The following is a 26,035-nucleotide window of genomic DNA, read 5'->3' on the forward strand; positions in this document are numbered from 1 at the left end:
GGTATGGATCTGGCGGCGGGGATGCGACACGGACCCATTGAACTGCGGCTCGTCCGCACGAAGGATGCGCGACCGTTGCAGCACGAGCTGCTCGCCAACAGGTCGTGGCTGCAGCCTTGGGAGGCGACGGTTCCCTACGGCTCCGTGTCGTTCGACATGAGGCTCAGCATCCGACGGCTGCTCCAGCAGTATCGCGATGGCTCGGGCTATCCGTTCGTCATGGAGTACGACGGCGAGGTCGCGGGGCAGCTCAACGTGTGGGGTGTGTCGCGGGGGTCGCTCTGCTCTGCCACCATCGGGTACTGGGTGAGCGAACGATTCGCCGGGCGGGGGATCACACCGACGGCGGTCGCACTGGCCACCGACGCGTGCTTCACCGAGTACGGACTCCATCGGATGGAGATCTGCATCCGCCCCGAGAACGCCGCGAGCCTGCGCATCGTGCAGAAACTGGGCTTCCGCTACGAGGGGTTGCGTCGTCGCTACATCCACATCGATGGGGACTGGCGCGATCATTATGCGTTCGCCCTCACCAGGGACGACGTTCCCCAGGGAGTGCTCGCACGCTGGCTCAGCGGGCAGGTGCCGCCGGACGCCGCGACCGTGCCGCCGTCCGACCGCATCACCCACTGAAACCTCGTCTTCGGGCGCTGATCCGGACGGACTCGCCGCGACACGCGCCCGTCTGTACGGCGCAGCCAGCTCTCAGCCCTTAGCGTTGTCGATATGGACGGGCCGGTGCTGAGTGGGGGAGTGATCGTGCTCGTCGCCGTGCTCCTCTGGATGCTCTACCTGCTGCCGTCCTGGCGGGGCCGCTTCCAGTACAACGCTTCTGAACGCAACGCCGTGCGACTGAACCAGGCTCTGCGCGTCCTCGCAGAGACGAGCGAGACACCGGGTGAAGTGCGCTTCGAGTTGAACGCCCGCACCGCCCTTGCGCAGCAGAAGCTGGCCAAGCGGGTGCAGTCCGAACGTGAGGCCGCCGAACTCGAGACGCTTCGGGAAGAACTCGCGGCGACCAGGGCTGATCCGGTGATCCGCCGTGCGCGTTCACGTCGACGCGTGCGCGTGACAGCGACGAGCACGCTCGTGCTCGGGCTCGTCGTCGCCGGCCTCGGTGTGTGGCAGCTTCTCGCCACAGGAAGTTCGGTGATGCTCTGGATGGGGGGCGCCGCGATTCTGCTCGCCGCCGTCGCCCTGCAGCGGATGGCCGCGGTCGCCGGTCGAGTCGCCCGTGCGACGCACGCGGTGGCTGCTCCCGCTGCTCCGCGAGTCGCTCCCGAGCTGCACGACCAGGGACGGGCGACATGGACGCCGCGGCCGCTGCCGGAGCCGCTGGTGTCGGTGGCTGGGTCCCGTGCGCAGGCCGCCCAGGCCCAGCTGGAGGCGCAGGAGCAGCGTCGCAAGGCCGCACGGGTCGCAGCCCTGCGCGAGCGTGCCGAGCAGATGGCTCCCGAGGCGCCCGTCGCGCTTCCGGCCGCATCCTCGCCGTACGCGCGGATGGGATTCGTCGACGACGCCGAGATCGAGGCGCACGTGCGCGAGATGCTCTCGCGTCGCGCCGCAGGATGACCGTCGGCGACGCGAACAGCTGTTCGGCCGTGATAGCGTAGATGTCGTTCAAGGGCCTATGGCGCAGTTGGTAGCGCGCCTCGTTCGCATCGAGGAGGTCAGGGGTTCGAATCCCCTTAGGTCCACCGAGAAGACGGCCGATCAGAAACGAGAAATCGTTCTGGTCGGCCGTCTTTGTTTCGTCAGGCGCGTGAGAGATCTGGACCGCGCTCGTGGCGATGCTCTCGAGGCGCGTCGCGGAGCACTCGATGCCGCTCGCGGATATTTGGTGGAAGTTTGACCGTTGGGCATGTGTAAAGGTATCCTTTACACATGCCCAACGATGACCTGCTGCGACTGGCCCTCGATGCCGTCACCGGCGCGAAGGATGCGAGCGTGGGCCGGATCGCGGCGCTGGAAGCGCTGCGATCGCTGTCGGAATCGACGCTGCATGCCGAAGTGGCTGAGGCGCGCGCCGCGGGCGTGACGTGGGCATCTATCGGTCAGGCGTTGGGTGTCACGCGGCAAGCGGCGTTCCAGCGGTTCGGAGCGAAGGGCAAAGAAGTCGATGCGAGAGGTGAAGTGATGCAGAGAACGCTGTTGGTCGAGGCTCCGGAGCGGGCCAAGGATGTGGTCCGCGCGATCTCAGGGTCTCGTGCGCAAGCTGCCATAGACGCGTACTTCGGAATCGAAGCCGCAGCGTTGCTCACGGAGGAGAAGCTGACCAAGGCGTGGGGTGACCTCACGACCTCGTTCGGTCAGTGGGAGAATTTCAGCGCTGAGACTGCTGTCGTGGCGGGAGAATACGTCGTCGCCGAGACTCGACTGGAATTCGAGGCCGGGGCCGTGACGTTCCGGAGTTCGTGGAGCGCTGACGGCAAGCTCGCCGGCCTGTTCTTCGTCCCGGTATCGGAGTGAGAGCTGTCACGTCGCTGAGGTTGGAGATCGGGGCCGCCGTTGTGACGGGGGTGCTCTCGTTCGTAGCCGCTCCGTCCAACGGGGTCCAGGTTCACTGGAACCCCGAGGAGACTGATCCTTGGCTCGCACCGCCGGTGACCTATGCCTTTGTCGTTTCGGTGATCGTTTTCGTGCTCGGGCGCATCATCCTCTCCGTCGTGAACGCAGGTGCCGGAAGAGCGCAACGCCCGCTTCGCATTGACTGCGCTGCGGGCGTCGCGTTCATCGTGTTCGCCGGCCTCCAAAGGATTCCGGATTTCTCAGTTCTCCTCGCTGTCGGGGGCGCGTTGGTCGCCGGACTCGCCATCTACTCGGGAGCGGGTGCACTGTTCAGGAGCTCGGACCCGGGTGCTGATGCGAGTGCGGAGGCCGCCTGAGGTCTCACGCGACGCCGCGGCAGGCGGAACGCTGACGCGGGAAGCGACGCCGCGACGAAAACGGCGCCGCACATGACGATGCCAAAACTCCACAGACCGAGCACGATAATGATCCCGACGTGCAGCGCGACCGCGAGGATGACGGCGATCTGGCGCAAGCGGACTGTTCCGAGAATACACACAGCGATGAGAGCTTCGACGAGAACGGTGCCCCATGTGAGGACCGCGGTTCCCAGCGCGGTGTCGGTGACCGCTCGCATGATGTCTCCGACGAACCCTGTCGCGCCGAAGAAGTGTTCCCGGGTTACGTAGTACATGGCACTACCGTTCACCCAATCGGGGACCGCGAGCTTTGCGAGGGCACTGTGGAAGTAGATGCCTGCGACCTGAGCACGAAGGGCCCACTGCACGGCGGCGGCGACGCCATCGTGGCGCCCCCAATCACGCACGCCGTCGTTGGGCGACGCGGACGGCCATGCCCACCTCCGACTGTCCGCGAGGCACAGAGGGATTAGCAGCATGGCCATGGTAGCGAGGACTGCCTCGCCGCCGTCGGGGAGCGATATGGCGTGGAGGAACGATACCGTCACCCACGCATGTGGCATGGAGGTCCACCTCGGACGCCAACCGGAGATCACGGCCAGCAGGACCACGACGGAGATCGCGCGGCCGACCCAGAAACCCGATTCATCACCGCCGACACAGTAGGCCGACAAGTTTTCGAGGCCCGCACATGTCGTTCCACCAGTCCCGCCGACGGGGACGGTGAGGGCCCATTCAGGGGTGAACAGAAGAACGGTCAGCTGGGCGAGGGCGAGGGCCGCCCGGCCGTAGGCGTAGGTGCTGGCAGAGAAGGGCGTGTAGAACTTCGGATTGAACGGGTTCACTCAGTCTTTCCTTCGCAGTCCACGAACGCGTAGGCGATTCGTTCCGCCGTGTGGGTGCCGTCCACGAACTCGCGGAAGCTCCACGCGACCGGCTTTTCCTGCACGACGATGACACGTCCGCACAGCGATGGGTGCGGGACGGGCGTCGTGACCGTTTCGAACGAGGCAGTCGCGTCGACGCACGCCTCCGCCACTTCCCCTGGGACGCATTCCACCCAGGTCAGCTCGTTGCTGAGCGCAGCAATCTCCGGTCCCTGCGCGCGCTGCGTACGAGTGAGACCCCAAGCGTTCTCGACTCGAGACTGCGGCGTCATCTGCAGGGAGCGGAGTCCGCCCGTGGTTCGTTGATACGCGACAAGCTCAATGTCCTGGGGGTCTTTCGTGAAGAATGCCCACCCCTGGGGCGCGAGTTTGCTCACAACCGTCAGCGCTTCGGAGTTGCTGGGCTTGAGCACGTTCGCGGGGAAGGCTGCGGCGACAGTGGTTATGAGAGCCAGGGCGACCAGGCTCGCCGTCACCCAGAAGTAACGGCGAGCCTGAGTAGCCGCGGGCTCTCGTGAGAGAGCAGGCGTCATGGCTTTGTCAGTTCAGCGCCGTCAGCGACGCCGCAACCTCGTCCTGAGTGAACCGTGACGCGGTGTCATCTCCGCGATACGCGACAACGATGACCAATGCGCCGGCGACGACGAGCTCGATGGCGACGAGGACGTTGATGACGCCCCAGACGACGCAGTTGGTGGATACGTCGCCCGGGATCTGGTCCTGAGCAACGTCTTCGAGCGTGTCGCTCAGTGATGCGAGTCCCTCGCGCACCTGGTACGGGTTGCCGGAAAGGACGGCCTCGGTGACGTGCGTGTGGAAGTCGGGATCGGCGGCGACGATCTGCTCCGTAGCGCTTTCGACCGCGTCCGCAGCCACCGTCTCCGATTTCAAGCCGAGCTTCTCCACCTGCTCCGGATTGTTTTCGGCGATGTCGCCACTGCCGAAGACGAGGAACTCGACGACGTCTGCGTCTGTGTATTGTTCACCCGCCGTCGTGGCGGCTGCTGGCTTCTCCGGGGGCAGCGGCGCGGCGGACGCCATGTTCGTGGCGCCGAGCACCAGGGCGGCGCCAGTGACCACTCCCAGAGAGGCCTTGAAGAACTTGTTCATGCAATCTCCTTGTAAACGAGGAAGCGGCTCCATATGGAGTCGCTGAACGCGAGTGTATCGGTATGCTTTACAAGTAGCGCAACTATTTACAGCTCCTGTCTCGCAATGAGAGACATCCACTTAGCGAGCGTAGATTTCCAGATCAGAAGGACAATCACGCAACGGCGCAGTCGCGGTTTCTCGGTGTGGTGACCGGTGCTCAGCGCTGGCTCGCCTCGACCAGCAGGCGGCGTCGCGCCTCGGGACTCCCGACGATCGTGACCGCGTGTGGGGCGCCACCGCCCCGCTCGAGGTCACGATGAGATCGCGCAGCGCTTCGTCCATCGCGAGGCGCAGAGCCGGATCTTCCTTACCGTTCACATGAATGGATCGGCGTTCGTCCAGGGGCACGATGGCGACGAGGTCGATCTCGGACATCGACGGCTCCACGAGCTCGGTTGCACGCGCGAGGAGCACGCCGTCGCTGCGGCCGAGCCTCCCCAAGGCCGTCAGGTAGGCGAGGAAGTCGAGGGGTCCGCGTTCGCTGATGACAGAGGGCCATGCGGCCGACTCCTTGAGCCGTGCGGCGGTGACGCGCAGCTGCCGGGTGAATCTGCGCTCACCCGTCGGCTCGTCGATGTCGAGGTCTTCGATGGGATCGGCAAGGAGGCGGAACTCGGGGTGGATCACGTGGAAGTCCGAGATCAGCGTGTTCTTGCCGGTGGCGTGCGTCCCGGCACCACGATCCTCAACCGCGTGAGGCGAGTCCTGCGAGCAGTTCCAATACGCACAGCGCCGCCAGCCGCACTGTACGTGCATCGTCGGCGTCGGCCGTCGCGTCGACTTCGGCCAGATCGGCACTGACGACACGGGCATCCGCGGCCACGGTGCGCGTGAGCGCGCGCAGCTCCCACGCCTGCAGGCCGCCGGGGACACTTGCGGGGCAGCCGGGAGCCACGGACCGGTCGCACACATCCACATCGATGTCGAGGTGGATGCGTGGATCGGCTCCTGCGCCCGCGACCTCCACCGCCTCCGCGACCACGTCGTCGATACCGCGGCGGCGCAGCTCGTCGAGGGTGATGACGCGGATGCCCCATTCAGCCGCGCGCCGCGCGTAGGCGGCGGAGTTCGCGAAGTCGGCGATACCGATCTGCACGATCCGTGTCGGATCGATCCGGGACGTGCTCAGCGGCGATGCCGCCGGGACGTCTTCGACGAGGCGTCGCACGGGCGTGCCGTTGGAGACTCCGTCTCGCAGGTCGAAGTGCGCGTCGAAGGTGATCAGTCCGGTCGCCTCCGCACCCAACGCCACGGGGTATGTGAGTGAGTTGTCGCCACCTAGCGCGATCACGAGCTTCGCCGCATCGGCGAGTTCGCGCACACGGGAGATGACTCTCGCCTCGCCCGCGGAGCCGTCGGGGTCGGTCACGTCTCCTGCGTCCGCGATGCGCAGCACCTCGTCGAGGTCGACGGCGGGTGGCCCCATCAGCGTCGTCCCATAGCGGGGCAGGGCTTCGCGGATGGCCGCGGGGGTCGCGTGTGCTCCCGTCGGCGACAGCGAGGTACGCCAGGTCGGCACGCCCAGCAGCACGGCGTCGGCCGAGCCGTCGAAGGCCGGCCAGGCGCCGGCGCGTGGCCAGAGCGGGTCTTGGCTCAGCTGTCGAGAAGTGGGTGCCATGTCAGACTCCGGGGATCAGGGCGTGGGCGATGGAGAAGATGGCGAGACCGGCGAGCGCCCCGACGAATGTGCCGTTCAGGCGGATGTACTGCAGGTCGCGGCCGACCATGAGCTCGATCTTCTCCGTCGTCTCGGCCGGGTCCCAGCGTTCGACGGTGTCGGTGATGATCGAGGCGATGTCGTGCCGGTAGCGGTCGACGAGGAAGACTGCCGCGTCGGACACCCAGGTGTCGACCCGATGCTGCAGCGCGGCATCGGTCGTCAGGCGCTCACCGACCTCCTGCAGCGCCTGGACGGCGCGTCGCCGAAGACCGCTCTCCGGATCGGCGAGGGCGGTGAGCAGTCCGTTCTTCGCGGTGTTCCAGGCCTCGGCGGCCAGGGCACCGACTCGGGGGCTGTCGAAGAGCGAGGCCTTGGCGTTCTCGAGCTTCGCGCGCGTCGCCGGGTCGTTCTGCAGGCTGTCCGCCAGACGCGCCAGGTAGCCGTCGACCGCGAGGCGAGCCGGGTGACGGGGATCTGCCTGCACGGCATGCACGAACTTGACGGCCTCGTGGTAGACCGTGTCGTCGACGAAGCGATGAGCGAGCTTCGGCACCCAGCCGGGCAGTCGCCGCGAGACGAGTCCGGTGAACGACTCGGCGTTCGCGTCGAGCCATCGCGCGATGCTGTCGGCGGCGAGATCGACGGCGCCGTGATGGGCATCCGCCTCGACGATCTTCTCGAGCCAGGCGCCGGCGGGCGGGCCCCACTCGGGATCCACCAGGTGCTCGCGGGCGAGATCGGTGATGAGGTCTCGCACGTCGTCGTCGCTGAGCGCATTGAGCACCGCGGTGGCGATCGTCGCGCCCTCGGCGCCGACCCGCTCGGCGTGCGGAGCCTCGCGCAGCCACTCGCCGGCGCGCAGCGCGATCTGCGTGCTCGACAGCTTGGTGCGCACGACCTCGGCCGCGAGGAAGTTGGTCTCGACGAACTCCCCGAGGGTGCGGCCGATCTCGTCCTTGCGGTTCGGGATGATCGCCGTGTGCGGGATGGGCAGTCCGAGCGGGCGGCGGAAGAGCGCGGTCACCGCGAACCAGTCCGCGAGCGCGCCCACCATGCCCCCCTCGGCGGCAGCACGGACATAGGCGAGCCAGTCGAACCGCTGCTGGAAAGCGAAGGCGAACACGAACACGACGGCCATGAACACCAGAGCTCCGAGGGCGACGGCCTTCATACGTCGGAGCGCGCGGAGACGCTCCTGGTCGGCGGGCGAGAGCTGCGTCATCGGTGTTCGCGGCATGACGTCATCCTTTCACGCTGGTGCCCTGGCGTCGCCGACCGCCCGACGTGGGGTGTCTCGGCGCTCAGACAGCCTGATGGGTCACGGGACGAGTACCCTCGAGACGTGATCGAAGACATCAAGAAGCGTGCTCTGCACCGCACCAGCATCCTCGAAGGTCAGATGCGCGGCGTCGCGCGGATGATCGAGAACGAGGAGTACTGCATGGACATCATCACGCAGTCCCGCGCGATCCAGCGTTCCCTCGAGTCCCTGAACCGGCTGCTGCTGGAGAACCACCTGCAGACGCACGTCACGCACATGTTCGAAGAGGGTGGCGAGGAGCGGGACAAGGCCGTCGTCGAGCTGCTCAAGGCCTTCGACTTCGACCGCAAGTAGGCGTTCCGGGCCGAGCACGACGCAGCGCCCCGACGGAGTCGTCGAGGCGCTGCGTGGCGGCTCACCTGCCGCTGTCGTCGAAGACCTCACCCTCCATGGCGTCATATCCTTCGGCCTGCGGGTCTCCGTGGGAGCCGCCGGAGAGCGCGTACTCCTCTTCGGGGGAGAGCACCAGGCGGTGACGGAAGAACAGTCCGAATCCGAGCAGGATCACGACGTACACGATCGCGATGGCGATGATCGCCGGGCCGAAAGTCGGGTTCAGCAGGAATCCGACGAAGATGAGCGCCGCGATCACGAGCGCCACAGCCGCACCAGGGATGCCCCAGGGGCTGCGGTACGGGCGGTCGACGTTCGGGTACTTCTTGCGCAGGATCATGAATGAGATCAACTGGAGACCGTAGGCGAGCACCGCACCCCACACGGCGATGTTCAGCACGATCGCACCGGCGACGGATCCGGCGCCCTTCGCGTCGACCGCAGCGAGCACGTCGAGCACGATGAGGGCGATGAAGCCGATGGCCGCACCGACCACGAGTGCGACCCACGGCGTCTGCCGCTTGCCGGTGAGCGAGAGGAACCGCGGGTAGTAACCCGCACGCGAGAGCGAGTACATGTTGCGGCCGTAGGCGAACATGATGCCCTGCAGCGAGGCGAGGAGCCCGATCAGGGCGAAGAGGGCGAGGACTGCGGCGAGCTGGTCGCCGACGATCGCGCGGAACCCGTCGAGCAGCGGCTCGCCGGCAGTGCCCGTGGCCTCGGCGCCGATCACGCCGGTGTTCAGGAACAGCACCAGGAGTCCGGTGACGATGAGCGTGCCACGAGCCCAGAATCCGGCCTTCGGGATGTCGCGCGTCGGGTTGTGCGACTCCTCGGCGGCCAGCGGCAGCTCTTCGATGCCGAGGAAGAACCACATCGCGAACGGGAGCGCGAACAGGATCGGCAGCACGCCGTGCGGGAGGAACTCGGTCTGGCCGGGATCGGGGGCGATGTCCCACAGGGCGTCCCAGCTGAAGGCTCCGGAGAAGATCGCCATGAGGGAGAACACGAGGATGATGCCGATCGAGATGATCGAGACGATGATCGCGAAGCGGAAGGAGATCGCAGCTCCCGCGGAGTTCAGCGCGATGAAGACGATGTAGAGGATCAGGTACCAGAGCCACCCCGGCAGCTCGATCCCCAACAGTTCGCTGGTGATCCCGTTCGCATACGATGCCGAGAAGTAGACGATCACCGCCGTGGTCGCGACGTACTCGATCGTCTCTGCTGCTCCCGTGACCAGGCCGCCCCATGGACCCATCGCGGACCGTGCGAAGGAATAGGCGCCACCGGTGTGCGGCATCATCGCCGCCATCTCGCCGATCGCGAAGATCATGCCGTAGTACATCAGGACGAGGATCACGAAGGCGATCAGCATCCCGCCGAAGCCCGCGAAGTCGATGCCGAAGTTCCAGCCCGAGAAGTCGCCGGAGATGACGGCCGCGACCGCGAGACCCCACAGGCCCCAGACGCCCGCCGATCTCTTCAGCGTCCGTTTCTCGAAGTACTCACTCCCGGCACGTGTATAGGTCGCCCCAGCGACCTTGCGGGATTCATTGCTCTGCTCAGACATCCGCTCTCCGTTCGCATGCACACAGGCGCCGGGTGCACCTTGCGGATGATTGTGACAGTCAATGGTGGTTTCGTCTACCTTTAAACGTCGAGGTGATCTACTCTGAGGGCGAAGCCGGTCGGTCGATCGCTTCACCACGACGACGGGAGCGAGAAGATGTCGGGAAACCTCAGCATCGAGCAGCTGGATGCCGGCATCGCCGCCGGCGAGATCGACACGGTGATCGTGGCCTTCGCCGATGCGCAAGGACGACTGGTCGGCAAACGGGTGTCGGCGCGGCTGTTCCAGGAGGACATCCTGCATCACGGTGCAGAGGCCTGCGACTACCTGCTGTCGGTCGATGTCGACATGAACACGGTCGACGGCTACGCGATGTCGGGGTGGGACCGCGGGTACGGCGACATGGTGCTGCGACCGGATGCCGAGACGCTTCGCAACATCCCCTGGCTCGACGGCACGGTGCTCGTGATGGCCGACCTGGTCTGGCAGAACGGCGAGCCGGTGGGGCCATCGCCCCGCGCCATCCTCGACCGCCAGCGCGACCGTCTCGCCGAACGCGGCTGGACAGCGTTCTCCGGCACCGAGCTCGAGTTCATCGTCTTCGACAACACCTACCGCGACGCCTGGGCTCGCAAGTACGAGGGGCTGACCCCGTCGACCGACTACAACGTCGACTACAACCTGCTCGCCTCCACGCGCCTCGAACCGCTGCTGCGTGACATCCGCAACAGCATGGACGGTGCCGGTCTCTACTGCGAGGGCGTGAAGGGGGAGTGCAACCTCGGGCAGCAGGAGATCGCGTTCCGCTACGCCGAGGTGCGCGAGACCGCCGACCAGCACGCGCTCTACAAGAACGGCGCGAAGGAGATCGCGGAGCAGCACGGACAGGCGCTCACCTTCATGGCCAAGTTCAACGAGCGCGAGGGCAACAGCTGCCACATCCACCTCTCGCTGCGTGCGGACGACGGCACTCCGGTCATGGCAGGAGACGGTGAGCACGGCTTCAGCCCGGTGATGGAGCACTGGATCGCCGGCATCCTCGCGACGCTCCGCGAATTCACGCTGCTGTACGCACCCAACATCAACTCGTACAAGCGGTTCGCGAAGGGCAGCTTCGCCCCGACCGGTGTCGCCTGGGGCATCGACAACCGCACCTGCGCACTGCGCGTGATCGGCGCCGGCTCCGGCCTCCGGGTCGAGAACCGGGTGCCCGGCGGCGACGTGAACCCGTACCTCGGCATCTCCGCCATCATCGCCGGTGGCCTCTATGGCATCGAGAACGAGCTGCCGCTGCCCGAGCGCTTCACCGGCAACGCCTACGAGGCCGGCGTCGAGCATCTGCCCACCACCCTCCGGGAGGCGGCGCAGCTGTTCAGCGAGTCGACAATCGCGAGAGCCGCCTTCGGCGATGACGTCGTCGACCACTACCTGAACCAGGCGCGCATCGAGGTCGAGGCCTACGATGCCGCCGTCACCGACTGGGAGCGCATCCGTGGTTTCGAGCGTCTCTGACCCGGCACCGCTGATCGGTGTCACGACCTATCTGGAGCGCGCTCAGCAGGGGGTGTGGGATGTGCGGGCGGCGTTCCTGCCCGAGCAGTATCTGACCGGAGTGACAGCATCCGGCGGCATCGCACTGCTGCTGCCACCGCAGAACCCGGAGGCGGCTGATGCGGCCATCGCCGGAATGGACGGACTGATCCTCTCCGGTGGGGCCGACGTCGCGCCCGAGCTCTATGGCGAGGAAAGGCATCCGCTCACCGACCCCGCCCGCGTCGACCGCGACGCGTGGGAGCTCGCGCTGTTCCGGGCGGCCGAGCGGCGCCGCATCCCGGTGCTTGCGATCTGCCGCGGCCTGCAGCTCGTCAACGTGGCGCGCGGCGGAACTCTCCAGCAGCACCTACCGGAGTCGCTCGGCACCGAACGCTACCGCCTCGGCGGAGGCGTCTTCGCCGAGAACGACATCGAGGTCGCGGACGACACCGCGCTCGCCGGCGTCCTCGGTGCGGGCGACGTGCGGGTGCACAGCTATCACCATCAGGGCATCGACCGCCTCGGGGAGGGGCTGGTCGTGGCCGCACGCTCCGAAGACGGACTCGTGCAGGCATTCGTCGACACCTCGGCCGGCCACGTCGTCGGCATCCAATGGCATCCGGAGGAGAACGCCGAGGATCGGCGTCTCTTCGCAGATCTCGTCTCACAGGCTCGCGCGTTCGCCGCGCGTCGGAAGGAGGACGCCCGATGAGTGCGTTCACAGTCATCAACCCATCCACCGGAGCCGCGATCCGTGAAGTCTCTCGCGCCGATGTCGGAGAGACGGATGCCGCGATCGCCCGCGCCGTCACCGCGCAGCGCAGATGGGCAGCGCTTGCGCCGGTCGCCCGGGCTGATGCGCTCCGGTCGTTCGCCCGTGCCGTCGAAGGGGCGACCGAGGAGCTGGCCCAGTTGGAGGTGCTCAACTCCGGGCATCCGATCGGCTCCGCCCGCTGGGAGGCCGGGCACGTCGCCCAGGTGCTGAACTACTACTCCGCCGATCCGGAGCGGCTGTCGGGGAAGCAGATCCCGGTGGCCGGCGGCCTCGACGTCACCTTCCACGACCCCTACGGCGTGGTCGGTGTCATCGTGCCGTGGAACTTCCCGATGACGATCGCCTCGTGGGCGTTCGCACCGGCGCTCGCCGCGGGCAACGCCGTGGTGCTGAAGCCTGCCGAGCTCACCCCGCTCACTGCGATCCGCCTCGGTGAACTCGCCCTCGAAGCCGGACTCCCCGAGGGGCTCTTCGAGGTCGTCACGGGGTCGGGGTCGGTTGTCGGGCAGCGTCTGGTCGAGCATCCGGACGTGCGCAAAGTGGTCTTCACCGGCTCGACCGAGGTCGGGATCGAGGTTGCGGCCGGCTGCGCACGTGCCCTCAAGCCGGTCACGCTCGAACTCGGCGGGAAGAGCGCGAACATCGTCTTCGCCGACGCCGATCTCGAACGCGCGGCAGCGGGGGTGCCGGGCTCGGTGTTCGACAACGCCGGCCAGGACTGCTGTGCGCGTAGCCGCCTGCTCGTGCAGCGATCGGTGTACGACCGCTTCCTCGAGCTGCTCGAACCCGCCGTGACCGCCTGGCGTGTGGGCGACCCTGCGCGGGAAGACACCGACATGGGACCGCTCATCTCGGCAGGGCACCGCGACACGGTCGCCTCCTTCCTCGACGGCGCCGACATCGCCTTCCGCGGCAGTGCGCCCGAAGGCGACGGGTTCTGGTTCGCGCCGGCCGTCGTGCTCGCAGACCCCGCCGACCGCATCGCCCAGCAGGAGGTGTTCGGACCGGTCGTCGCCGTTATGCCGTTCGAGGACGAGGCCGATGCCATCCGTCTTGCCAACGACACCGCCTACGGGCTCGCGGGCTCCGTGTGGACCGAGAGCCTCGGTCGTGGTGTGCGCGTGGCCCGGGGTGTGCGCAGCGGGGTGCTGTCGGTGAACTCGCACGCCTCGGTGCGGTACGCGACCCCGTTCGGCGGGATGAAGGCGTCGGGCCTGGGGCGCGAGCTCGGCCCTGACGCCGCCGAGCACTTCACCGAGACCAAGAACGTCTTCTTCGCGACCGATGCACTCTGATCACGTCGCAACCCACCCCATCCGGAACGGAGAACCCACATGAGCATCGACCTGACCCAGCGACTGAAGGACCGTGTCGCCATCATCACCGGTGGCGCGAGCGGCATCGGGTTCGCCACCGCCCAGCGCTTCGCGGCGGAGGGCGCCTTCGTCGTGATCGCTGATGTCGATCCCACTTCAGGCGAGGCAGCGGCTGCGGAGGTCGGCGGGGTGTTCCGTCCGGTCGACGTCGCCGACGAGGCCAAGGTCAATGCCCTGTTCGACGGGATCGCCGAGGAGTTCGGCCGCATCGACATCGCCTTCAACAACGCGGGCATCTCGCCGGCCGACGACGACTCCATCGAGACCACCGAGCTCCCCGCGTGGGATCGGGTGCAGGATGTGAACCTCAAGAGCGTGTACCTGTGCAGCCGTGCGGCACTGCGACACATGGTGCCGGCGGGACGTGGGTCGATCATCAACACCGCGTCGTTCGTCGCGCTGCTGGGATCTGCGACCTCGCAGATCAGCTACACCGCCTCGAAGGGGGGCGTGCTGGCGATGTCGCGGGAGCTCGGGGTGCAGTTCGCGCGTCAAGGGGTGCGTGTGAACGCGCTGTGCCCCGGGCCGGTGAACACCCCACTGCTGCAGGAGCTGTTCGCCAAAGACCCGGAGCGCGCGCAGCGGCGTCTCGTGCACGTGCCGATGGGACGCTTCGCCGAGCCGGAAGAGCTCGCGGCGGCCGTGGCGTTCCTCGCCTCCGACGACTCGTCGTTCATCACCGCGAGTGCATTCGTGGTCGACGGCGGAATCACGAACGCCTACGTCACCCCGCTGTGAACGCCCCACACGTCGCTGTGACAGGGTGATGACATGAGCGAGCACCCCCACGACGGCGATCTCGTCGAGGTGCGCAAAGCGGTCTACCGGCCGCTGCGGCGCGGCAACGCCCTCGAGGACGCCGTCGCCCGGCTCGTGCAGACCATCCGCCTCGGCGTGGTCGCTCCGGGGGAATCGCTGCCTCCCGAACGAGAGCTCGCGGCGTCGTTCGGGGTGAGCCGTGACACAGTGCGCGAGGCGATCCGCGAGCTGGCTGACACCGGCTACCTCGTCGCGCGACGTGGCCGGTACGGAGGGACGTTCGTCGCCGATCCGCTGCCGCACCCGACCGTGACGGGGACCGTGACCTCGGAGGAGATCGACGACGTGCTCGGGCTGCGTCGAGTGCTGGAGACCGGAGCCGTGCGCGCGGCGGCGAGCCGATCGCTGGATGCATCGACCCGTGCCGACCTCTGGGCGCGGCACGAGGCGGCGCTTCCTGCCGGGCCGGACGAGTATCGACGCCTGGACACGCTGCTGCATCTGGCGATCGCCGAGGCCGCAGGCATCCCCTCCCTCGTCGCACTCGTGGCGGAGAACCGCGCCGACGTCAACGTCTGGCTCGACACCTTTCCGTTGATGCCGCGCAACATCCAGCATTCGGGGGAGCAGCATGAGAGCATCGTCTCCGCGATCCTCGCCGGACGCCCCGATACGGCAGAATCCGCGATGCGCGATCACCTCGCCGGCTCCGAGGCGCTGCTGCGAGGCTTCCTGATCTGAGCATCCACCACCTCCGACGACGGATCCGGACTGCTCAGAGGGAGAATGCCACGAAGCCTGCAGCGAGTGCAGCGATGGAGCACCCGAGCGCGAGCCCGCTGACGGTGTAGGCCCCGATGCGGCCGGCGCGCGGTCCGCGGACTCTCGTCGACAGGCCGAGGCACACTCCGCCACCGGCGACGCCGACGAGAGCGAAGACCGCGCTCAGGAACCATATCGAGAGGACCGGCATCCCCTCGACGAGTTCGCCCCGGGCGCCCAGGGCGGACCGTGCAGTCTCGGTGACCAGCACCCATGCGACGAGGGCCGCGAACGCCGCGGCGATCGACCAGCCCACGACGACGACCGCCTCGAACGTCGCGCGCTCGAACGTCGCGCGCGGTGGGGAGGCGACCTGGACCATGTCGCCGAGCATACGGATCGCGGCCGGATCTCGTCGTCACGATCCGGTATCGGTCTTCCTCGGTCTGAACGAACCCAATCGGTCGCAGGTTGAGGAAATGACAACGGATACCGTTGCGTATCGACGAAGATGCTTCCGATTTCGCTATACCTGGGAACTTTCCTGTGTCAGAATCACCGCAAGCGAAACTCAATGGGAGGCTCCATGCCCGGCACCACCCGCGCGTCGACGTCGACGCTTGACACCCCCACCCCCTCACCCACCGGCGCGGTCCGCATCGACGGCGTCACCAAGCGCTACGGCACCGCCACCGCCGTCGATGATCTGAGTCTCGACGTGCAGCCGGGGGAGTTCCTCTCCCTCCTCGGCCCCTCGGGCTGCGGCAAGACGACGACCTTGCGCATGATCGCGGGCTTCGAGTATCCGGATGCCGGCGACATCCTCATCTCCGGTCGCAGCGTCCTGAACCTTCCGCCCTATCGGCGCGAGGTCAACACCGTCTTCCAGGCGTACGCGCTGTTCCCGCACCTCACGGTCGCGGAGAACGTCGCCTACGGTCTGCAGCAGCGGCGGGTGCCCAAGGCCGAGCAGCGTGAGCGGGTGCGCGAAGCGCTCGACATGGTGCAGCTGCGTGCGTTCGCCGATCGCAAGCCGACGCAGCTCTCCGGCGGCCAGCAGCAGCGCATCGCCCTGTCTCGGGCGCTCATCAACCGGCCCAGCGTGCTTCTGCTCGACGAGCCACTCGCGGCGTTGGACCGCCAGCTGCGCGAGGAGATGCAGCTCGAGCTCAAGCTGCTGCAGGCGCGTCTCGGTACGACCTTCGTGTTCGTCACCCACGACCAGGCCGAGGCGCTGTCGATGAGCGACCGGATCGCCGTGATGCGCGCGGGACGGATCGAGCAGCTCGACGCACCGGCTGCGATCTATGCGGAACCCGCCTCGGCGTATGTCGCCTCGTTCATCGGTCAGCAGAACTTCGTGCACGGCACGGTGCGCGCAGACGGCGCCGCGGTCGACACCGCGATCGGTGTGATCTCCGGACGCTGGGGCGGCGAACGGGTCGCCGCGGGGCAGACTGCCGTCGCCGCGATTCGCCCCGAGTACGTTCGCCTCGAGCAGGGCGAAGGGAAAGGGGTGCCCGGACGCGTGCTCGGAGTCTCCCACCTCGGTGAGACCCTGCAGGTCGCGGTCCGCATCGGCGAGGATGCCACGTTCCTCTCGCGGATGCCGGCGCCGACTGCTCCGTCGGTGGGAGTCGACGACGCCGTCCGCTGTGTCTGGAGCCCCGCGGACGCGCGGCTCTTCGCGGCAGAGGGCATCCCCACCACCGCGACCCACGTGATCACCCTGCCCAAGGACGGCGGCCTGTGACGGGCCGGCCCCCGGTGCGCGTTCTCGCGCATCGGAGTGCCGCGCGCGTGATCCGCACCGAGCTGACCAGGCGCGGGTTCCTCGCGACCGCGATCATGGCGGGCGGCGCGGTCGTGCTCAGTGCCTGCGCACCGGCGCAGAATGCTGCGGCCGTGCACGCCAAGGGTGGCCCGCTCGAGGACAAGCTCTCGATCTACAGCTGGGGCGACTACGACGCCCCAGAGGTGCTCGAGCAGTTCACCGCTGAGAGCGGCCCGCGCATCGTGCTCGACGCCTTCAACTCGAACGAGGAGCTGATCGCCAAGCTCGTGGCGGCTCGCGGCACCTCGGGTTACGACATCGTCGTGCCGACCGGTGTGTTCGTCGGGCCGATGGCCGAGAACGGACTCCTTCAGAAGTTCAACCTCGACCTGCTGCCGAACATGAAGTACGTGGCGCCCGAGTTCCGCGGACGCTCGTGGGATCCGGGCAACGAGTACTCGGTGTGCAAGGCGTGGGGGACCACCGGGTTCGTCTACGACAAACGGGTGATCTCGCGAGAGCTCACGACGTGGAACGACTTCATCGACGCCGCACAGAACGAGGCGTCCGGCTCGACCTCAGTGCTCGACGACCCGGCACCGCTGCTGGGTATCTACTTCTGGGCGAACGGCATCGACTGGACGACCACGGACCCCGCCGACCTCGACGCGGTCGAGAAGTTCCTGGTGAAAGACCTCGCACCCCACGTCTCGGCGTTCGACTCGTATCCCGGTGGATCATCGATCCCGCAGGCCTCGCACGCGCTGCTGCAGTCCTACAACGGCGACGCGCGTCTCGGCATCTTCGAATCCGACGATCCCGACCGCTGGCAGTGGGTGCTCGGGAGCCCGGCGACAGAGTTGTGGATGGACAACTGGGCGATCGCCGCGGGCGCCCCGCACCCCGAGGCGGCGCATGCGTTCATCGACTTCGTGCTGCAGCCGGACGTGCAGCTCGCGCAGGTCGACTACATCGGCTACGACACCGGCATCTCGGGCATCCGCGACGAGGCGGAGGCCGCGGGGCTCGAACGACTCGACATGGTGTTCTTCGACGAGGAGCAGGTGGCCACGATGCACGAGGGCAAGCTGACGGAAGCACAGGATCGCGTCGTCTCCATCTGGAACTCGATGAAGGCGGCCGCCGGTGCCTAAGCTCAAGTTCGGTCTCGCGATCCCCGCCTGGGTCTGGCTTCTCGTCTTCTTCGTCGCCCCGATCTTCATGGTGATCGTGTTCAGCTTCGGCTACAAGCCGAGCATCTTCGCCACGCACGCGCTCGACCACCTCTCGTTCGACCGCTACGTCGAGGCGCTGTCGCCGACGTTCTTCAGCACGTTCCTGAACACCCTGTGGATCGGCATCCTCGGCACGGCCCTGTGCCTGGTGATCGGCGGTCCCGTCGCGTATTGGATCGCGGTGAAGGCGCCGCCCTCGAAGCGCGGGCTCCTGCTCGCGCTCGTGATGGTGCCGTTCTGGACAAACTTCCTGGTGCGCACGATCGGCTGGCAGGTGATCCTCGCCCCCGAGGGGTGGCTCTCGCAGCTGCTACAGGGCATCGGGGTCATCCCCGGTCCGCTCGATCTGCTCTATTCGCGCGGTGCCGTGCTCCTCGGGGTCGTCTACAACTACCTGCCGCTGATGATCCTGCCCCTGTTCGTGGCCTTCGATCGCGTGTCGGGGCCACTGCGTGAGGCGAGCAAGGATCTGGGCGCGAACAGCGTGACGACCTTCCTCCGCGTGACGGTGCCGCTGGCCAGGCCCGGCATCATCGCCGGGGTGCTGCTGGTCTACATCCCGCTCATGGGCGACTACATCACGGCAACGGTGCTGGGAGGGGCGAAGGGCAACATGATCGGGCAGGTCGTGGCCAGTCAGTTCCAGACCGCGCAGAACTGGGCGCTGGGCTCCGCGATGGCGGTGCTGCTGATCATCGTCATCATGATCTCGATCGCGGTCGCTGCAGGCCTCCTCTGGCTCGTGACGCTGCCACTCAGACAACGCAACCGTCTCGTCCTGGGGGAGGGATCATGACCGCCGTGACCGATGCACCGAAGAAGACCGCAGCGCCCGCGCCGCGCGTTCGCCGGGGAGCCGGACGCTTCGTGCTTCCGATCTGGGCAGGGCTGGTGTTCCTGTTCCTGTTCCTGCCGATCCTCGTGATCATCGCGTACTCCTTCAACGTCGGGCGCCTGCTGGTCTCGTGGGACCACTTCGGCTTCGACTCGTTCCTCGCGATCGTGAACAAGCCCGCGATCCGCGACGCGGTGCTCGTCTCGGTGCGCACCGGGCTGCTGGCCGCCCTGCTCGCCACGGCGCTCGGCACGCTCGCCGGTATCGCGATGGCCCGGAACCCCGGCAAATGGGTGTGGTGGTTCCTCGGACTCCTGCTGCTCGTCTCGGTCACTCCCGAGATCGTGGATGCCGTGGCCCTGCTGCCGTGGCTGGTCTTCCTCGGACAGGATGCCGGGATCGGCATATTCAACGACGGCACCATGAGACTCGTGGTGGGTCAGTCGCTGTTCTCGATCGCCATCGTGTCGTACATCGTGCGGGCACGGCTGGTGGGACTCGATGCCCGTCTGGAGGAGGCTTCGGCCGACCTGTACGCGCCACCCGTCCGCACGTTCTTCAAGGTCACACTTCCGCTCGCGATGCCGGCCGTACTCGCCGGGTTCCTGCTCTCGTTCACGCTGAGTCTCGACAACACGGTCGTGTCGGCGTTCGTGCAGGTCTCGGGTACGACTCCCTGGCCGGTGTACGTGCTCAGCGCTCTGCGCAGCGGGTTGCGACCGGAGATCGCGGCGGTGTCGACGATCATGCTCGTGCTGACGCTCCTCGCGCTCGCGCTGGTGGCGGTGGTGCTCAAGCGGGCGGGAGACTCGGCGACCGATATCGCCCGAACGATGGCAGGCGGCTGATCGTGGCGTACGCAGATCTGGCTTTCACCGGCGGGGGACGGGGAGGTCGGGTGTTCCTGGCGGATGCCGCGCGCGCCACCGCACACGCCGTGGCTGTGACGGACGGACGCATCAGCGCGGTGGGGCACGACGTCTCGGCGCTGATCGGTCCGGACACCGAGGTGGTCGATCTCGACGGCGGACTGCTCGTACCTGGTTTCCAGGACGCCCATGTGCATCCGGTCTGGGGCGGACTCGACATGCTGCGCTGTGATCTCTCCGCGTTGTCGACGCGGGACGAGTACCTGGCGCGCATCGCCGAGTACGCAAGGGCGCACCCCGACGACGAGTGGATCCTCGGCGGTGGATGGCAGATGTCGGCGTTCCCCGGCGGGACTCCGACCGCGGCGGATCTCGACACGGCGGTACCCGACCGGCCGGCGTTCCTCCCGAACCGCGACGGACACGGCGCCTGGGTCAATTCCCGTGCGCTCGCGCTCGCCGGCATCACCCGGGAGACGGCCGACCCCGCCGACGGCCGGATCGAACGCGATGCGACCGGTGCCCCGAGCGGCGCGCTGCATGAGGGCGCGATGGGTCTGGTGAACCGGCTCCTCCCCGTCGAGCCGCCTGAGCGGCTGGTCGAGGCGCTCCTGCAGGGGCAACGGCATCTGCACTCCTACGGCGTGACCGCCTGGCAGGATGCGATCGTCGGCACCGAGTACGGGGATGCGGGTGATCCGCTCCCGGCCTACCTGACGGCCGCGGCATCCGGTGCGCTCACCGGCCGCGTCGTCGGTTCGCTGTGGTGGGACCGCTCGCGCGGCCTGGAGCAGATCGACGACATCGTCCGGCGTCGCGACGAGAGCACGGTCGGGCGCTTCCGGGCGCGCAGCGTGAAGATCATGCAGGACGGCGTGGCGGAGAACTTCACCGCCGCGATGCTCGAGCCCTACTGCGACGGGCACGGGCATCCGCGCGAAGACTCCGGCATCTCCTTCGTCGAACCCGAGCTGCTCAAGGAGGCCGCGACCCGGCTCGACGCCCTCGGGTTCACGCTGCACTTCCATGCGATCGGTGACCGCGCGGTGCGGGAATGCCTCGACGCGGTCGAAGCGGCGCTCGTGCACAACGGGCCGCGCGGGAACAGGCACCACATCTCGCACATCCAGGTCGTGCATCCCGACGACATCCCGAGGTTCCGGGCGCTCGACGTCACCGCCAACATGCAGATGCTGTGGGCGACGCTGGAGCCGCAGATGGTCGACCTCACCATCCCGTTCCTCGGCGAGCAGCGCACCACCTGGCAGTATCCGTTCGGCGACCTGCTGCGCTCCGGCGCCGCGCTCGCCGCAGGCAGCGACTGGTCGGTGAGCACACCCAACCCGCTCGCCGCGATCCACGTGGCGGTCAACCGTCGTTCTGCGCCGACCGAGTGGGAGGGCGACTACGAGGCGTTCCTCCCCGAGCAAGCGATCGACCTGGCCACCGCGCTCGTCGCGTACACGGCGGGCTCAGCGCGGGTGAACCACCTCGACGACACCGGCACGATCGCGGTGGGGATGCGTGCCGACCTCGCCCTGCTCGACCGAGACCCGTTCGAGCATCCCGTCGACGAGATCGGCCTGACCGAGGTGCGGGGCACCTGGGTCGGGGGAGTACGGGTGTACGACTCCGCGGGCTGAGCGCGCAGGCGACCCCGGATGCAAGAAGCCCCGGCGACCTCGCGTCGCCGGGGCTTCATCTGTTCGTGCGCTCGTGTCAGGCGGCGGCGGCCTCGTCGGCCACAGACAGTGCCTCGTCGAGCACGGTGAGTCCGCGCACCAGGTCTTCTTCGCTGATCACGAGCGGCGGGGCCACGTGCATGCGGTTGAAGTGCGTGAACGGCCAGACCCCGGCCTTCTTGGCTGCCGCAGCGAAGGCGCCCATGGGGGCGGCGTCCGCGCCCGAGGCGTTGAACGGCACGAGCGGCTCGCGGGTCTCCTGGTCGCGCACCAGCTCGATCGCCCAGAACAGTCCGAGCCCACGCACCTCACCCACACTCGGGTGCTTCTCGGCCCAGCTGCGCACGGTCGGCTCGACGATGCGCGCGCCGAGGTCGCGCACGCGCTCCAGGATGCCGTCGCGGCGGAACACCTCGAACGTCGCCACTCCCGCTGCACATGCCAACGGGTGGCCCGAGTAGGTGAGTCCGCCCGCGAACGGCATCGTATCGAACGCGCTCGCGATGCGGTCGGAGATCACCACGCCGCCCAGCGGCACGTAGCCCGAGTTCACGCCCTTCGCGAAGGTGATCAGGTCGGGCTTTCCGTCGAACGCGTCGATGCCGAACCATTCGCCCAGCCGACCGAAGCCGACCATGACCTCGTCGGCGATGTACACGATGCCGTAGCGGTCGCACAGTTCGCGCACTCCCTGCAGGTAGCCGGGCGGCGGCACCAGCACGCCGTTCGTGCCGACGACGGTCTCGATGATGATCGCCGCGATCGTCTGCGGCCCCTCGAGCTGGATCGTCTGCTCGAGGTGTGCGAGCGCCCGCTCGGACTCCTGCTCCAGGGTCTCGGCGTGGAACGGCGAACGGTAGAGGTACGGACCGAAGAAGCGCACGGTGCCGGAGTCGACGGTGTCGTTCGCCCAGCGCCGCGGATCGCCGGTCAGCGAGATCGCGGTCGCGGTGGAGCCGTGATAGCTGCGGTACATCGAGAGCACCTTGCGGCGGCCGGTGAACTGCCGGGCCATGCGCACGGCGTACTCGTTGGCCTCGGCGCCGCCGTTGGTGAAGAAGACCTTCTCGAGGCCCTCCGGTGCGACCTCGGCGATCAGGCGCGCGAGCTCTCCGCGCACGTCGTTCGCGATCGACGGCTGGATCGTCGAGAGGCGACCAGCCTGCTGCTGGATGGCCGCGACGAGATCCGGATGCTGGTGCCCCAGGTTCAGGTTCACGAGCTGGCTGGAGAAGTCGAGGTAGGCGTTGCCCTGGTAGTCCCAGAACGTCGATCCCTCGCCCGCGGCGACGGGCAGCGGGTCGATCAGGCCCTGCGCGCTCCAGGAGTGGAACACGTGGCCGCGGTCGTCTGCGCGCACCTGTGCCTCGGCCTCAGGAGCGGGGAGCGGGTGGGAGAGGCCGTGCCGGTCGGTGAAGTTCGTCATCGTCGTCATCGCTCCTGATCAGTGGTTGCTCGGGAAGCCCAGGTCGATCTGGGAAGGCGTGTGGTCGGGCCAGCGGGTGGTGACGACCTTGGAACGAGTGTAGAAGTGCACCGACTCCGGGCCGTAGATGTGCGAGTCGCCGAACAGCGAATCCTTCCAGCCGCCGAACGAGTAGGCGCCGATCGGAACCGGGATCGGCACGTTCACGCCGACCATGCCGACCTCGATGTCGAATTCGTACTGTCGCGCCGTGCCGCCGTCGCGCGTGAAGATCGCCGTGCCGTTGCCGTAGGCGTTCGCGTTCACGAGGGCGACCGCCTCGGCGTAGGTCTCGACGCGGACGACCGTGAGCACGGGGCCGAAGATCTCGTCTTCGTAGACCTTCATGCCGGGGGCGACCTGGTCGATCAGGCTGACTCCGAGGAAGAAGCCCTCCGAGTCGAACTGCTTCAGCGTGCCGTCGACGACGACCTTCGCGCCCTCGGCTTCTGCGCCCGTGACGTAAGAGGCGACGCGGTCGCGGTGCTCTCGGGTGATCAGCGGACCCATCTCGCTCTCGGCGTCGGTACCGGGGCCGATCTTCAGCCCGTCGATACGCGAGGCGATCGCAGAGACGAGGTCATCCGCGATGTCGCCGACCGCGACCAGCACCGAGACGGCCATGCAGCGCTCGCCAGCGGAACCGTAGGCTGCGGAGACCGCGGCGTCGGCAGCGCCATCGATGTCGGCATCCGGCATCACGACCATGTGGTTCTTGGCGCCGCCGAGAGCCTGCACACGCTTACCGGCGGCCGAGGCACGCTGGTAGATCGAACGGGCGATCGGGGTGGAACCGACGAAGCTGATGGCGTCGACCCGCGGCGACTCGAGGAGAGCGTCGACGGCTTCCTTGTCGCCGTTGACGACGTTCAGCACCCCGGCGGGGAGGCCGGCTTCGGAGAACAGCTTCGCGATCCATACGGCGGCTGACGGGTCCTTCTCGCTGGGCTTGAGGACGACGGTGTTGCCGCACGCGATCGCGGAGGCGACCATCCACAGCGGCACCATGACCGGGAAGTTGAACGGCGTGATCGCCGCGACGACGCCGACCGGCTGCTTGACCGAGTGCACGTCGACGCCGCGGGAGACCTGCTCGCTGCGCTCGCCCTTGAGCAGGTGCACGAGTCCGGCCGCGAACTCGACGTTCTCGATGCCGCGCGACACCTCGCCGGCGGCATCCGAGAGCACCTTGCCATGCTCGGAGGTGACGATCGCCGCGAGCTCGGGTGTGCGCTCCTTGAGCAGCTGACGCAGACGGAAGAAGACGTCGGCGCGCTTGATGAGGCTCGTCTCGCGCCAGGCGGGGAGAGCGGCTGCGGCGGCGGCGATCGCGGAATCGACCTCGGCGGTCGATGCGAAGGCGACGTGCTTCGACACCTGGCCGGTGGCGGGATCGAAGACCTGGCCGGTGCGGGCAGCTTCCGCGGTCTCCGCTGCGTTGATGACGTGACGGACAATGTCCACGATGTTCCTCCGAGGGCTGAAGAATGCGGTTTCGAACACTCTGACCGAGGTTCGATACGCTGATACTCCTCAATGATCACAGAGCAGGAGAGCGAAGCATGATGTCAGATCGTCAGGACTTCGAGTGGAATCGGACAGATCGTCCGACACGGTCGGACGCGCTGCTCACGGTCGCTGATGTGCTCGGCGAACCGGTGGTGCAGGCCGGTGCGCCCGAGGTGATCGTCGGTGGCGAGGCGCTCGACGCAGAGGTGCGCTGGGTGCACGTCTCCGACAGCGCAGGAGTCGCCCGCCTCCTCGACGGCGGAGAGCTGCTGCTCAGCACCGGTGCGGGGTGGCCGACTGCTCCGGAGGCACTGCGCGATTTCGCGAGGGCGCTGCATCGCGCGGGGGTCGCGGGAATCGTCGTCGAGCTCGATTCCGGTCAGACGCAGATCCCGGAGGCCATGACGGAGGTGTGCAGGCAGGTGGGACTCGCTCTGATCGCCCTGACCCGTGAGATCAAGTTCGTCGCCGTGACCGAGACGGTGCACCGAGCTTTGATCGCGGCGCAGACCGATGCGCTGCGCGAGCGTCAGCACCTGCATGAGCTGTTCACCGCGCTGAGCCTGCAGGGTGCGCCGGCCGATGTCGTCGTGGCCGAGACGGCGCGAGCACTCGGCGCGCCCGTCGTGTTGGAGAACCTCGCACACGAGGTGATCGCGCAGGAGACGATGCGGATGCCGGTCGCCCAGGCGCTGGCACAGCTCGACTCCGCCGATCGTGTTCCGGTGCAGGCGAGAGGGGTGCGGTGGGGAACCCTGCTCGCCCTGCCGGGGCCCGCGCATCCGGCAGGTCGTCTCACCGTCCTCGAGCAGGGGGCCACGGCTCTCGCTTTCGGATGTCTTGCGGACGGCGGTGATGCCGAGTGGTCGCTGCTCGCGCAGCGCGGAATCATCGACGACCTGCTCGGCGCGCGATTCGCGAATCCGGACGACATCGCGGCACGTCTCGCGACCGGTGGCTTCACAGTGCCGGGCCGCCACTGCCACGGCATCGTCGCCCGAGGTGCGGTTTCGCCGAGCGAGCTCGCCTACCGGGCGCGGCAGGCCGGGGGAGCTGTGGTCGCCGCGCGGGTGGGCGACGACGACGTCGCGTTGCTGTCGCTCCCGGCATCCGTCGTACTCACCGATGCGCTCGCCGTGCGCATAGCCGGCCCTGACCGGACGGTCTTCGTCGGCCCTCCTGCCGAGGATGTGCTGGGTCTGCTCGCCTCACTGCGAGCAGCTAGAGACCTGGCGGCGAGCGATCGCTCCGATAACGGTCCGCGTGTGCGCCGTGTCGATGACCGTCCGTTGGAGCGCTTCGTCGCCTCGCTGCGCGACGATCAGCGACTGCTCGCCCACAGCGAGCGGATGCTGGCGCCGGTCGTGGCATACGACCGGGATCGTCGCGGCGACCTGCTCGATGTGCTGTCGGCGCTCGTCGCCCATCCCGGCAATCGCTCCGCGGCGGCGGCCGCGAGCCACCTCTCCCGATCGGTCTTCTATCAGCGCCTCACGCTGATCGGCGATCTGCTCGAGGTCGACCTCGACGACGGCGAGACGCTCGCGGCTCTCCATCTCGCGTTGCTGGCGAAGCGGAGCACGGCCTCCCTGGGGTGACCGCGCGTCG

At 67.8% G+C, this 26,035-nt stretch carries 25 protein-coding genes and 1 tRNA gene; 16 read left to right on the forward strand and 10 right to left on the reverse strand.

All coding sequences use genetic code 11. The annotated features are described in order from the left end of the window. Positions 1 to 21 precede the first annotated feature (21 nt). The 4 genes from ACIQTX_RS07560 to ACIQTX_RS07575 all read left to right on the forward strand — a co-directional run bounded on the left by ACIQTX_RS07560 (position 22) and on the right by ACIQTX_RS07575 (position 2,469). Positions 22 to 633, forward strand: a complete 612-nt coding sequence (locus tag ACIQTX_RS07560; protein ID WP_036274542.1) for a GNAT family N-acetyltransferase — start codon at positions 22 to 24, stop codon at positions 631 to 633. 93 nt (positions 634 to 726) lie between these two features. After that, positions 727 to 1,572, forward strand: a complete 846-nt coding sequence (locus ACIQTX_RS07565; RefSeq protein WP_402970769.1) for a hypothetical protein — start codon at positions 727 to 729, stop codon at positions 1,570 to 1,572. 52 nt (positions 1,573 to 1,624) lie between these two features. Next, positions 1,625 to 1,697 (forward strand) — tRNA-Ala (locus tag ACIQTX_RS07570). A gap of 187 nt (positions 1,698 to 1,884) precedes the next feature. After that, positions 1,885 to 2,469, forward strand: coding sequence for a DUF3887 domain-containing protein (locus tag ACIQTX_RS07575; RefSeq protein WP_402970772.1), 585 nt, complete (start codon positions 1,885 to 1,887; stop codon positions 2,467 to 2,469). A gap of 346 nt (positions 2,470 to 2,815) precedes the next feature. Here ACIQTX_RS07575 and ACIQTX_RS07580 read toward each other — a convergent pair whose 3' ends face one another. The 6 genes from ACIQTX_RS07580 to ACIQTX_RS07605 form a co-directional block, all read right to left on the reverse strand. After that, complete coding sequence (locus tag ACIQTX_RS07580) at positions 2,816 to 3,772, reverse strand: sporulation-delaying protein SdpB family protein (protein WP_402970775.1); 957 nt, start codon at positions 3,770 to 3,772, stop codon at positions 2,816 to 2,818. After that, positions 3,769 to 4,290, reverse strand: a complete 522-nt coding sequence (locus tag ACIQTX_RS07585) for an SdpA family antimicrobial peptide system protein (protein WP_402970778.1) — start codon at positions 4,288 to 4,290, stop codon at positions 3,769 to 3,771. Before ACIQTX_RS07585 ends, ACIQTX_RS07580 begins: the two co-directional genes overlap by 4 nt. Positions 4,291 to 4,354: 64 nt before the next feature. Beyond that, positions 4,355 to 4,924, reverse strand: a complete 570-nt coding sequence (locus ACIQTX_RS07590) for a hypothetical protein (protein ID WP_402970781.1) — start codon at positions 4,922 to 4,924, stop codon at positions 4,355 to 4,357. Between the two features lie 120 nt (positions 4,925 to 5,044). Beyond that, the gene (locus ACIQTX_RS07595; protein ID WP_402970784.1) at positions 5,045 to 5,593 is read right to left on the reverse strand and encodes a hypothetical protein; all 549 of its coding nucleotides are present in this window, start codon (positions 5,591 to 5,593) and stop codon (positions 5,045 to 5,047) included. Positions 5,594 to 5,651: 58 nt separating this feature from the next. Further along, complete coding sequence (locus ACIQTX_RS07600; RefSeq protein ID WP_402970787.1) at positions 5,652 to 6,584, reverse strand: agmatinase family protein; 933 nt, start codon at positions 6,582 to 6,584, stop codon at positions 5,652 to 5,654. 1 nt (position 6,585) lies between these two features. Continuing rightward, positions 6,586 to 7,863, reverse strand: coding sequence for a DUF445 domain-containing protein (locus ACIQTX_RS07605; RefSeq protein ID WP_028503287.1), 1,278 nt, complete (start codon positions 7,861 to 7,863; stop codon positions 6,586 to 6,588). A gap of 105 nt (positions 7,864 to 7,968) precedes the next feature. On the opposite strand from ACIQTX_RS07605, the gene ACIQTX_RS07610 reads away from it, so the two are divergent. Beyond that, positions 7,969 to 8,241, forward strand: a complete 273-nt coding sequence (locus tag ACIQTX_RS07610; RefSeq protein ID WP_028503286.1) for a metal-sensitive transcriptional regulator — start codon at positions 7,969 to 7,971, stop codon at positions 8,239 to 8,241. A gap of 61 nt (positions 8,242 to 8,302) precedes the next feature. Here the strand turns inward: ACIQTX_RS07610 and ACIQTX_RS07615 are convergent, their stop codons facing one another. Continuing rightward, positions 8,303 to 9,853, reverse strand: coding sequence for an amino acid permease (locus tag ACIQTX_RS07615; protein WP_105527022.1), 1,551 nt, complete (start codon positions 9,851 to 9,853; stop codon positions 8,303 to 8,305). A 156-nt stretch (positions 9,854 to 10,009) separates the two neighbouring features. Between ACIQTX_RS07615 and ACIQTX_RS07620 the strand changes: the two genes are divergently transcribed. From ACIQTX_RS07620 to ACIQTX_RS07640, 5 genes are read left to right on the forward strand one after another with little or no spacing between them, the layout of a single operon-like run. Beyond that, on the forward strand, positions 10,010 to 11,365 hold the full coding sequence (locus tag ACIQTX_RS07620; protein ID WP_402970792.1) for a glutamine synthetase family protein: 1,356 nt from the start codon (positions 10,010 to 10,012) through the stop codon (positions 11,363 to 11,365). Next, complete coding sequence (locus tag ACIQTX_RS07625) at positions 11,346 to 12,098, forward strand: gamma-glutamyl-gamma-aminobutyrate hydrolase family protein (RefSeq protein ID WP_402970794.1); 753 nt, start codon at positions 11,346 to 11,348, stop codon at positions 12,096 to 12,098. The genes ACIQTX_RS07620 and ACIQTX_RS07625 overlap by 20 nt, the downstream gene beginning before the upstream one ends. Beyond that, positions 12,095 to 13,456, forward strand: a complete 1,362-nt coding sequence (locus ACIQTX_RS07630; protein WP_402970797.1) for an aldehyde dehydrogenase family protein — start codon at positions 12,095 to 12,097, stop codon at positions 13,454 to 13,456. Before ACIQTX_RS07625 ends, ACIQTX_RS07630 begins: the two co-directional genes overlap by 4 nt. A 39-nt stretch (positions 13,457 to 13,495) precedes the next feature. Next, a complete protein-coding gene (locus ACIQTX_RS07635; protein WP_402970800.1) occupies positions 13,496 to 14,275 on the forward strand; it encodes a 3-oxoacyl-ACP reductase in 780 nt (259 codons plus the stop codon). Positions 14,276 to 14,308: 33 nt separating this feature from the next. Next, the gene (locus ACIQTX_RS07640; protein WP_402970803.1) at positions 14,309 to 15,037 is read left to right on the forward strand and encodes a FadR/GntR family transcriptional regulator; all 729 of its coding nucleotides are present in this window, start codon (positions 14,309 to 14,311) and stop codon (positions 15,035 to 15,037) included. 34 nt (positions 15,038 to 15,071) lie between these two features. Here the strand turns inward: ACIQTX_RS07640 and ACIQTX_RS07645 are convergent, their stop codons facing one another. Then, positions 15,072 to 15,440: a hypothetical protein gene (locus ACIQTX_RS07645; protein WP_402970806.1), complete on the reverse strand. Its 369-nt coding sequence runs from the start codon at positions 15,438 to 15,440 to the stop codon at positions 15,072 to 15,074. Between the two features lie 204 nt (positions 15,441 to 15,644). Between ACIQTX_RS07645 and ACIQTX_RS07650 the strand changes: the two genes are divergently transcribed. From ACIQTX_RS07650 to ACIQTX_RS07670, 5 genes are read left to right on the forward strand one after another with little or no spacing between them, the layout of a single operon-like run. Then, entirely contained in the window at positions 15,645 to 16,811 is a 1,167-nt protein-coding gene (locus ACIQTX_RS07650; protein WP_402970809.1) for an ABC transporter ATP-binding protein, read from the forward strand. Further along, complete coding sequence (locus tag ACIQTX_RS07655; RefSeq protein ID WP_402970812.1) at positions 16,808 to 17,986, forward strand: spermidine/putrescine ABC transporter substrate-binding protein; 1,179 nt, start codon at positions 16,808 to 16,810, stop codon at positions 17,984 to 17,986. Before ACIQTX_RS07650 ends, ACIQTX_RS07655 begins: the two co-directional genes overlap by 4 nt. Beyond that, the gene (locus ACIQTX_RS07660; protein ID WP_105527014.1) at positions 17,979 to 18,863 is read left to right on the forward strand and encodes an ABC transporter permease; all 885 of its coding nucleotides are present in this window, start codon (positions 17,979 to 17,981) and stop codon (positions 18,861 to 18,863) included. Before ACIQTX_RS07655 ends, ACIQTX_RS07660 begins: the two co-directional genes overlap by 8 nt. Next, complete coding sequence (locus ACIQTX_RS07665) at positions 18,860 to 19,750, forward strand: ABC transporter permease (protein ID WP_402970816.1); 891 nt, start codon at positions 18,860 to 18,862, stop codon at positions 19,748 to 19,750. The genes ACIQTX_RS07660 and ACIQTX_RS07665 overlap by 4 nt, the downstream gene beginning before the upstream one ends. A gap of 2 nt (positions 19,751 to 19,752) precedes the next feature. After that, positions 19,753 to 21,414 (forward strand): amidohydrolase, encoded by a 1,662-nt coding sequence (locus ACIQTX_RS07670; RefSeq protein ID WP_402970819.1) that lies wholly within the window; start codon positions 19,753 to 19,755, stop codon positions 21,412 to 21,414. A 76-nt stretch (positions 21,415 to 21,490) separates the two neighbouring features. On the opposite strand, the gene ACIQTX_RS07675 is transcribed toward ACIQTX_RS07670, so the two are convergent. Together ACIQTX_RS07675 and ACIQTX_RS07680 are read right to left on the reverse strand one after the other, a co-directional pair. After that, entirely contained in the window at positions 21,491 to 22,879 is a 1,389-nt protein-coding gene (locus ACIQTX_RS07675) for an aspartate aminotransferase family protein (protein ID WP_402970822.1), read from the reverse strand. Positions 22,880 to 22,897: 18 nt separating this feature from the next. Further along, positions 22,898 to 24,382 carry a CoA-acylating methylmalonate-semialdehyde dehydrogenase gene (locus ACIQTX_RS07680; RefSeq protein ID WP_028503272.1) on the reverse strand — a complete coding sequence of 495 codons (1,485 nt, stop codon included), beginning with the start codon at positions 24,380 to 24,382 and terminating at the stop codon, positions 22,898 to 22,900. 98 nt (positions 24,383 to 24,480) lie between these two features. On the opposite strand from ACIQTX_RS07680, the gene ACIQTX_RS07685 reads away from it, so the two are divergent. Then, a complete protein-coding gene (locus tag ACIQTX_RS07685) occupies positions 24,481 to 26,025 on the forward strand; it encodes a PucR family transcriptional regulator (RefSeq protein WP_402970825.1) in 1,545 nt (514 codons plus the stop codon). Positions 26,026 to 26,035: the final 10 nt, after the last annotated feature.

Source organism: Microbacterium sp. NPDC090281 (assembly GCF_044769635.1).
GTDB lineage: Bacteria > Actinomycetota > Actinomycetes > Actinomycetales > Microbacteriaceae > Microbacterium.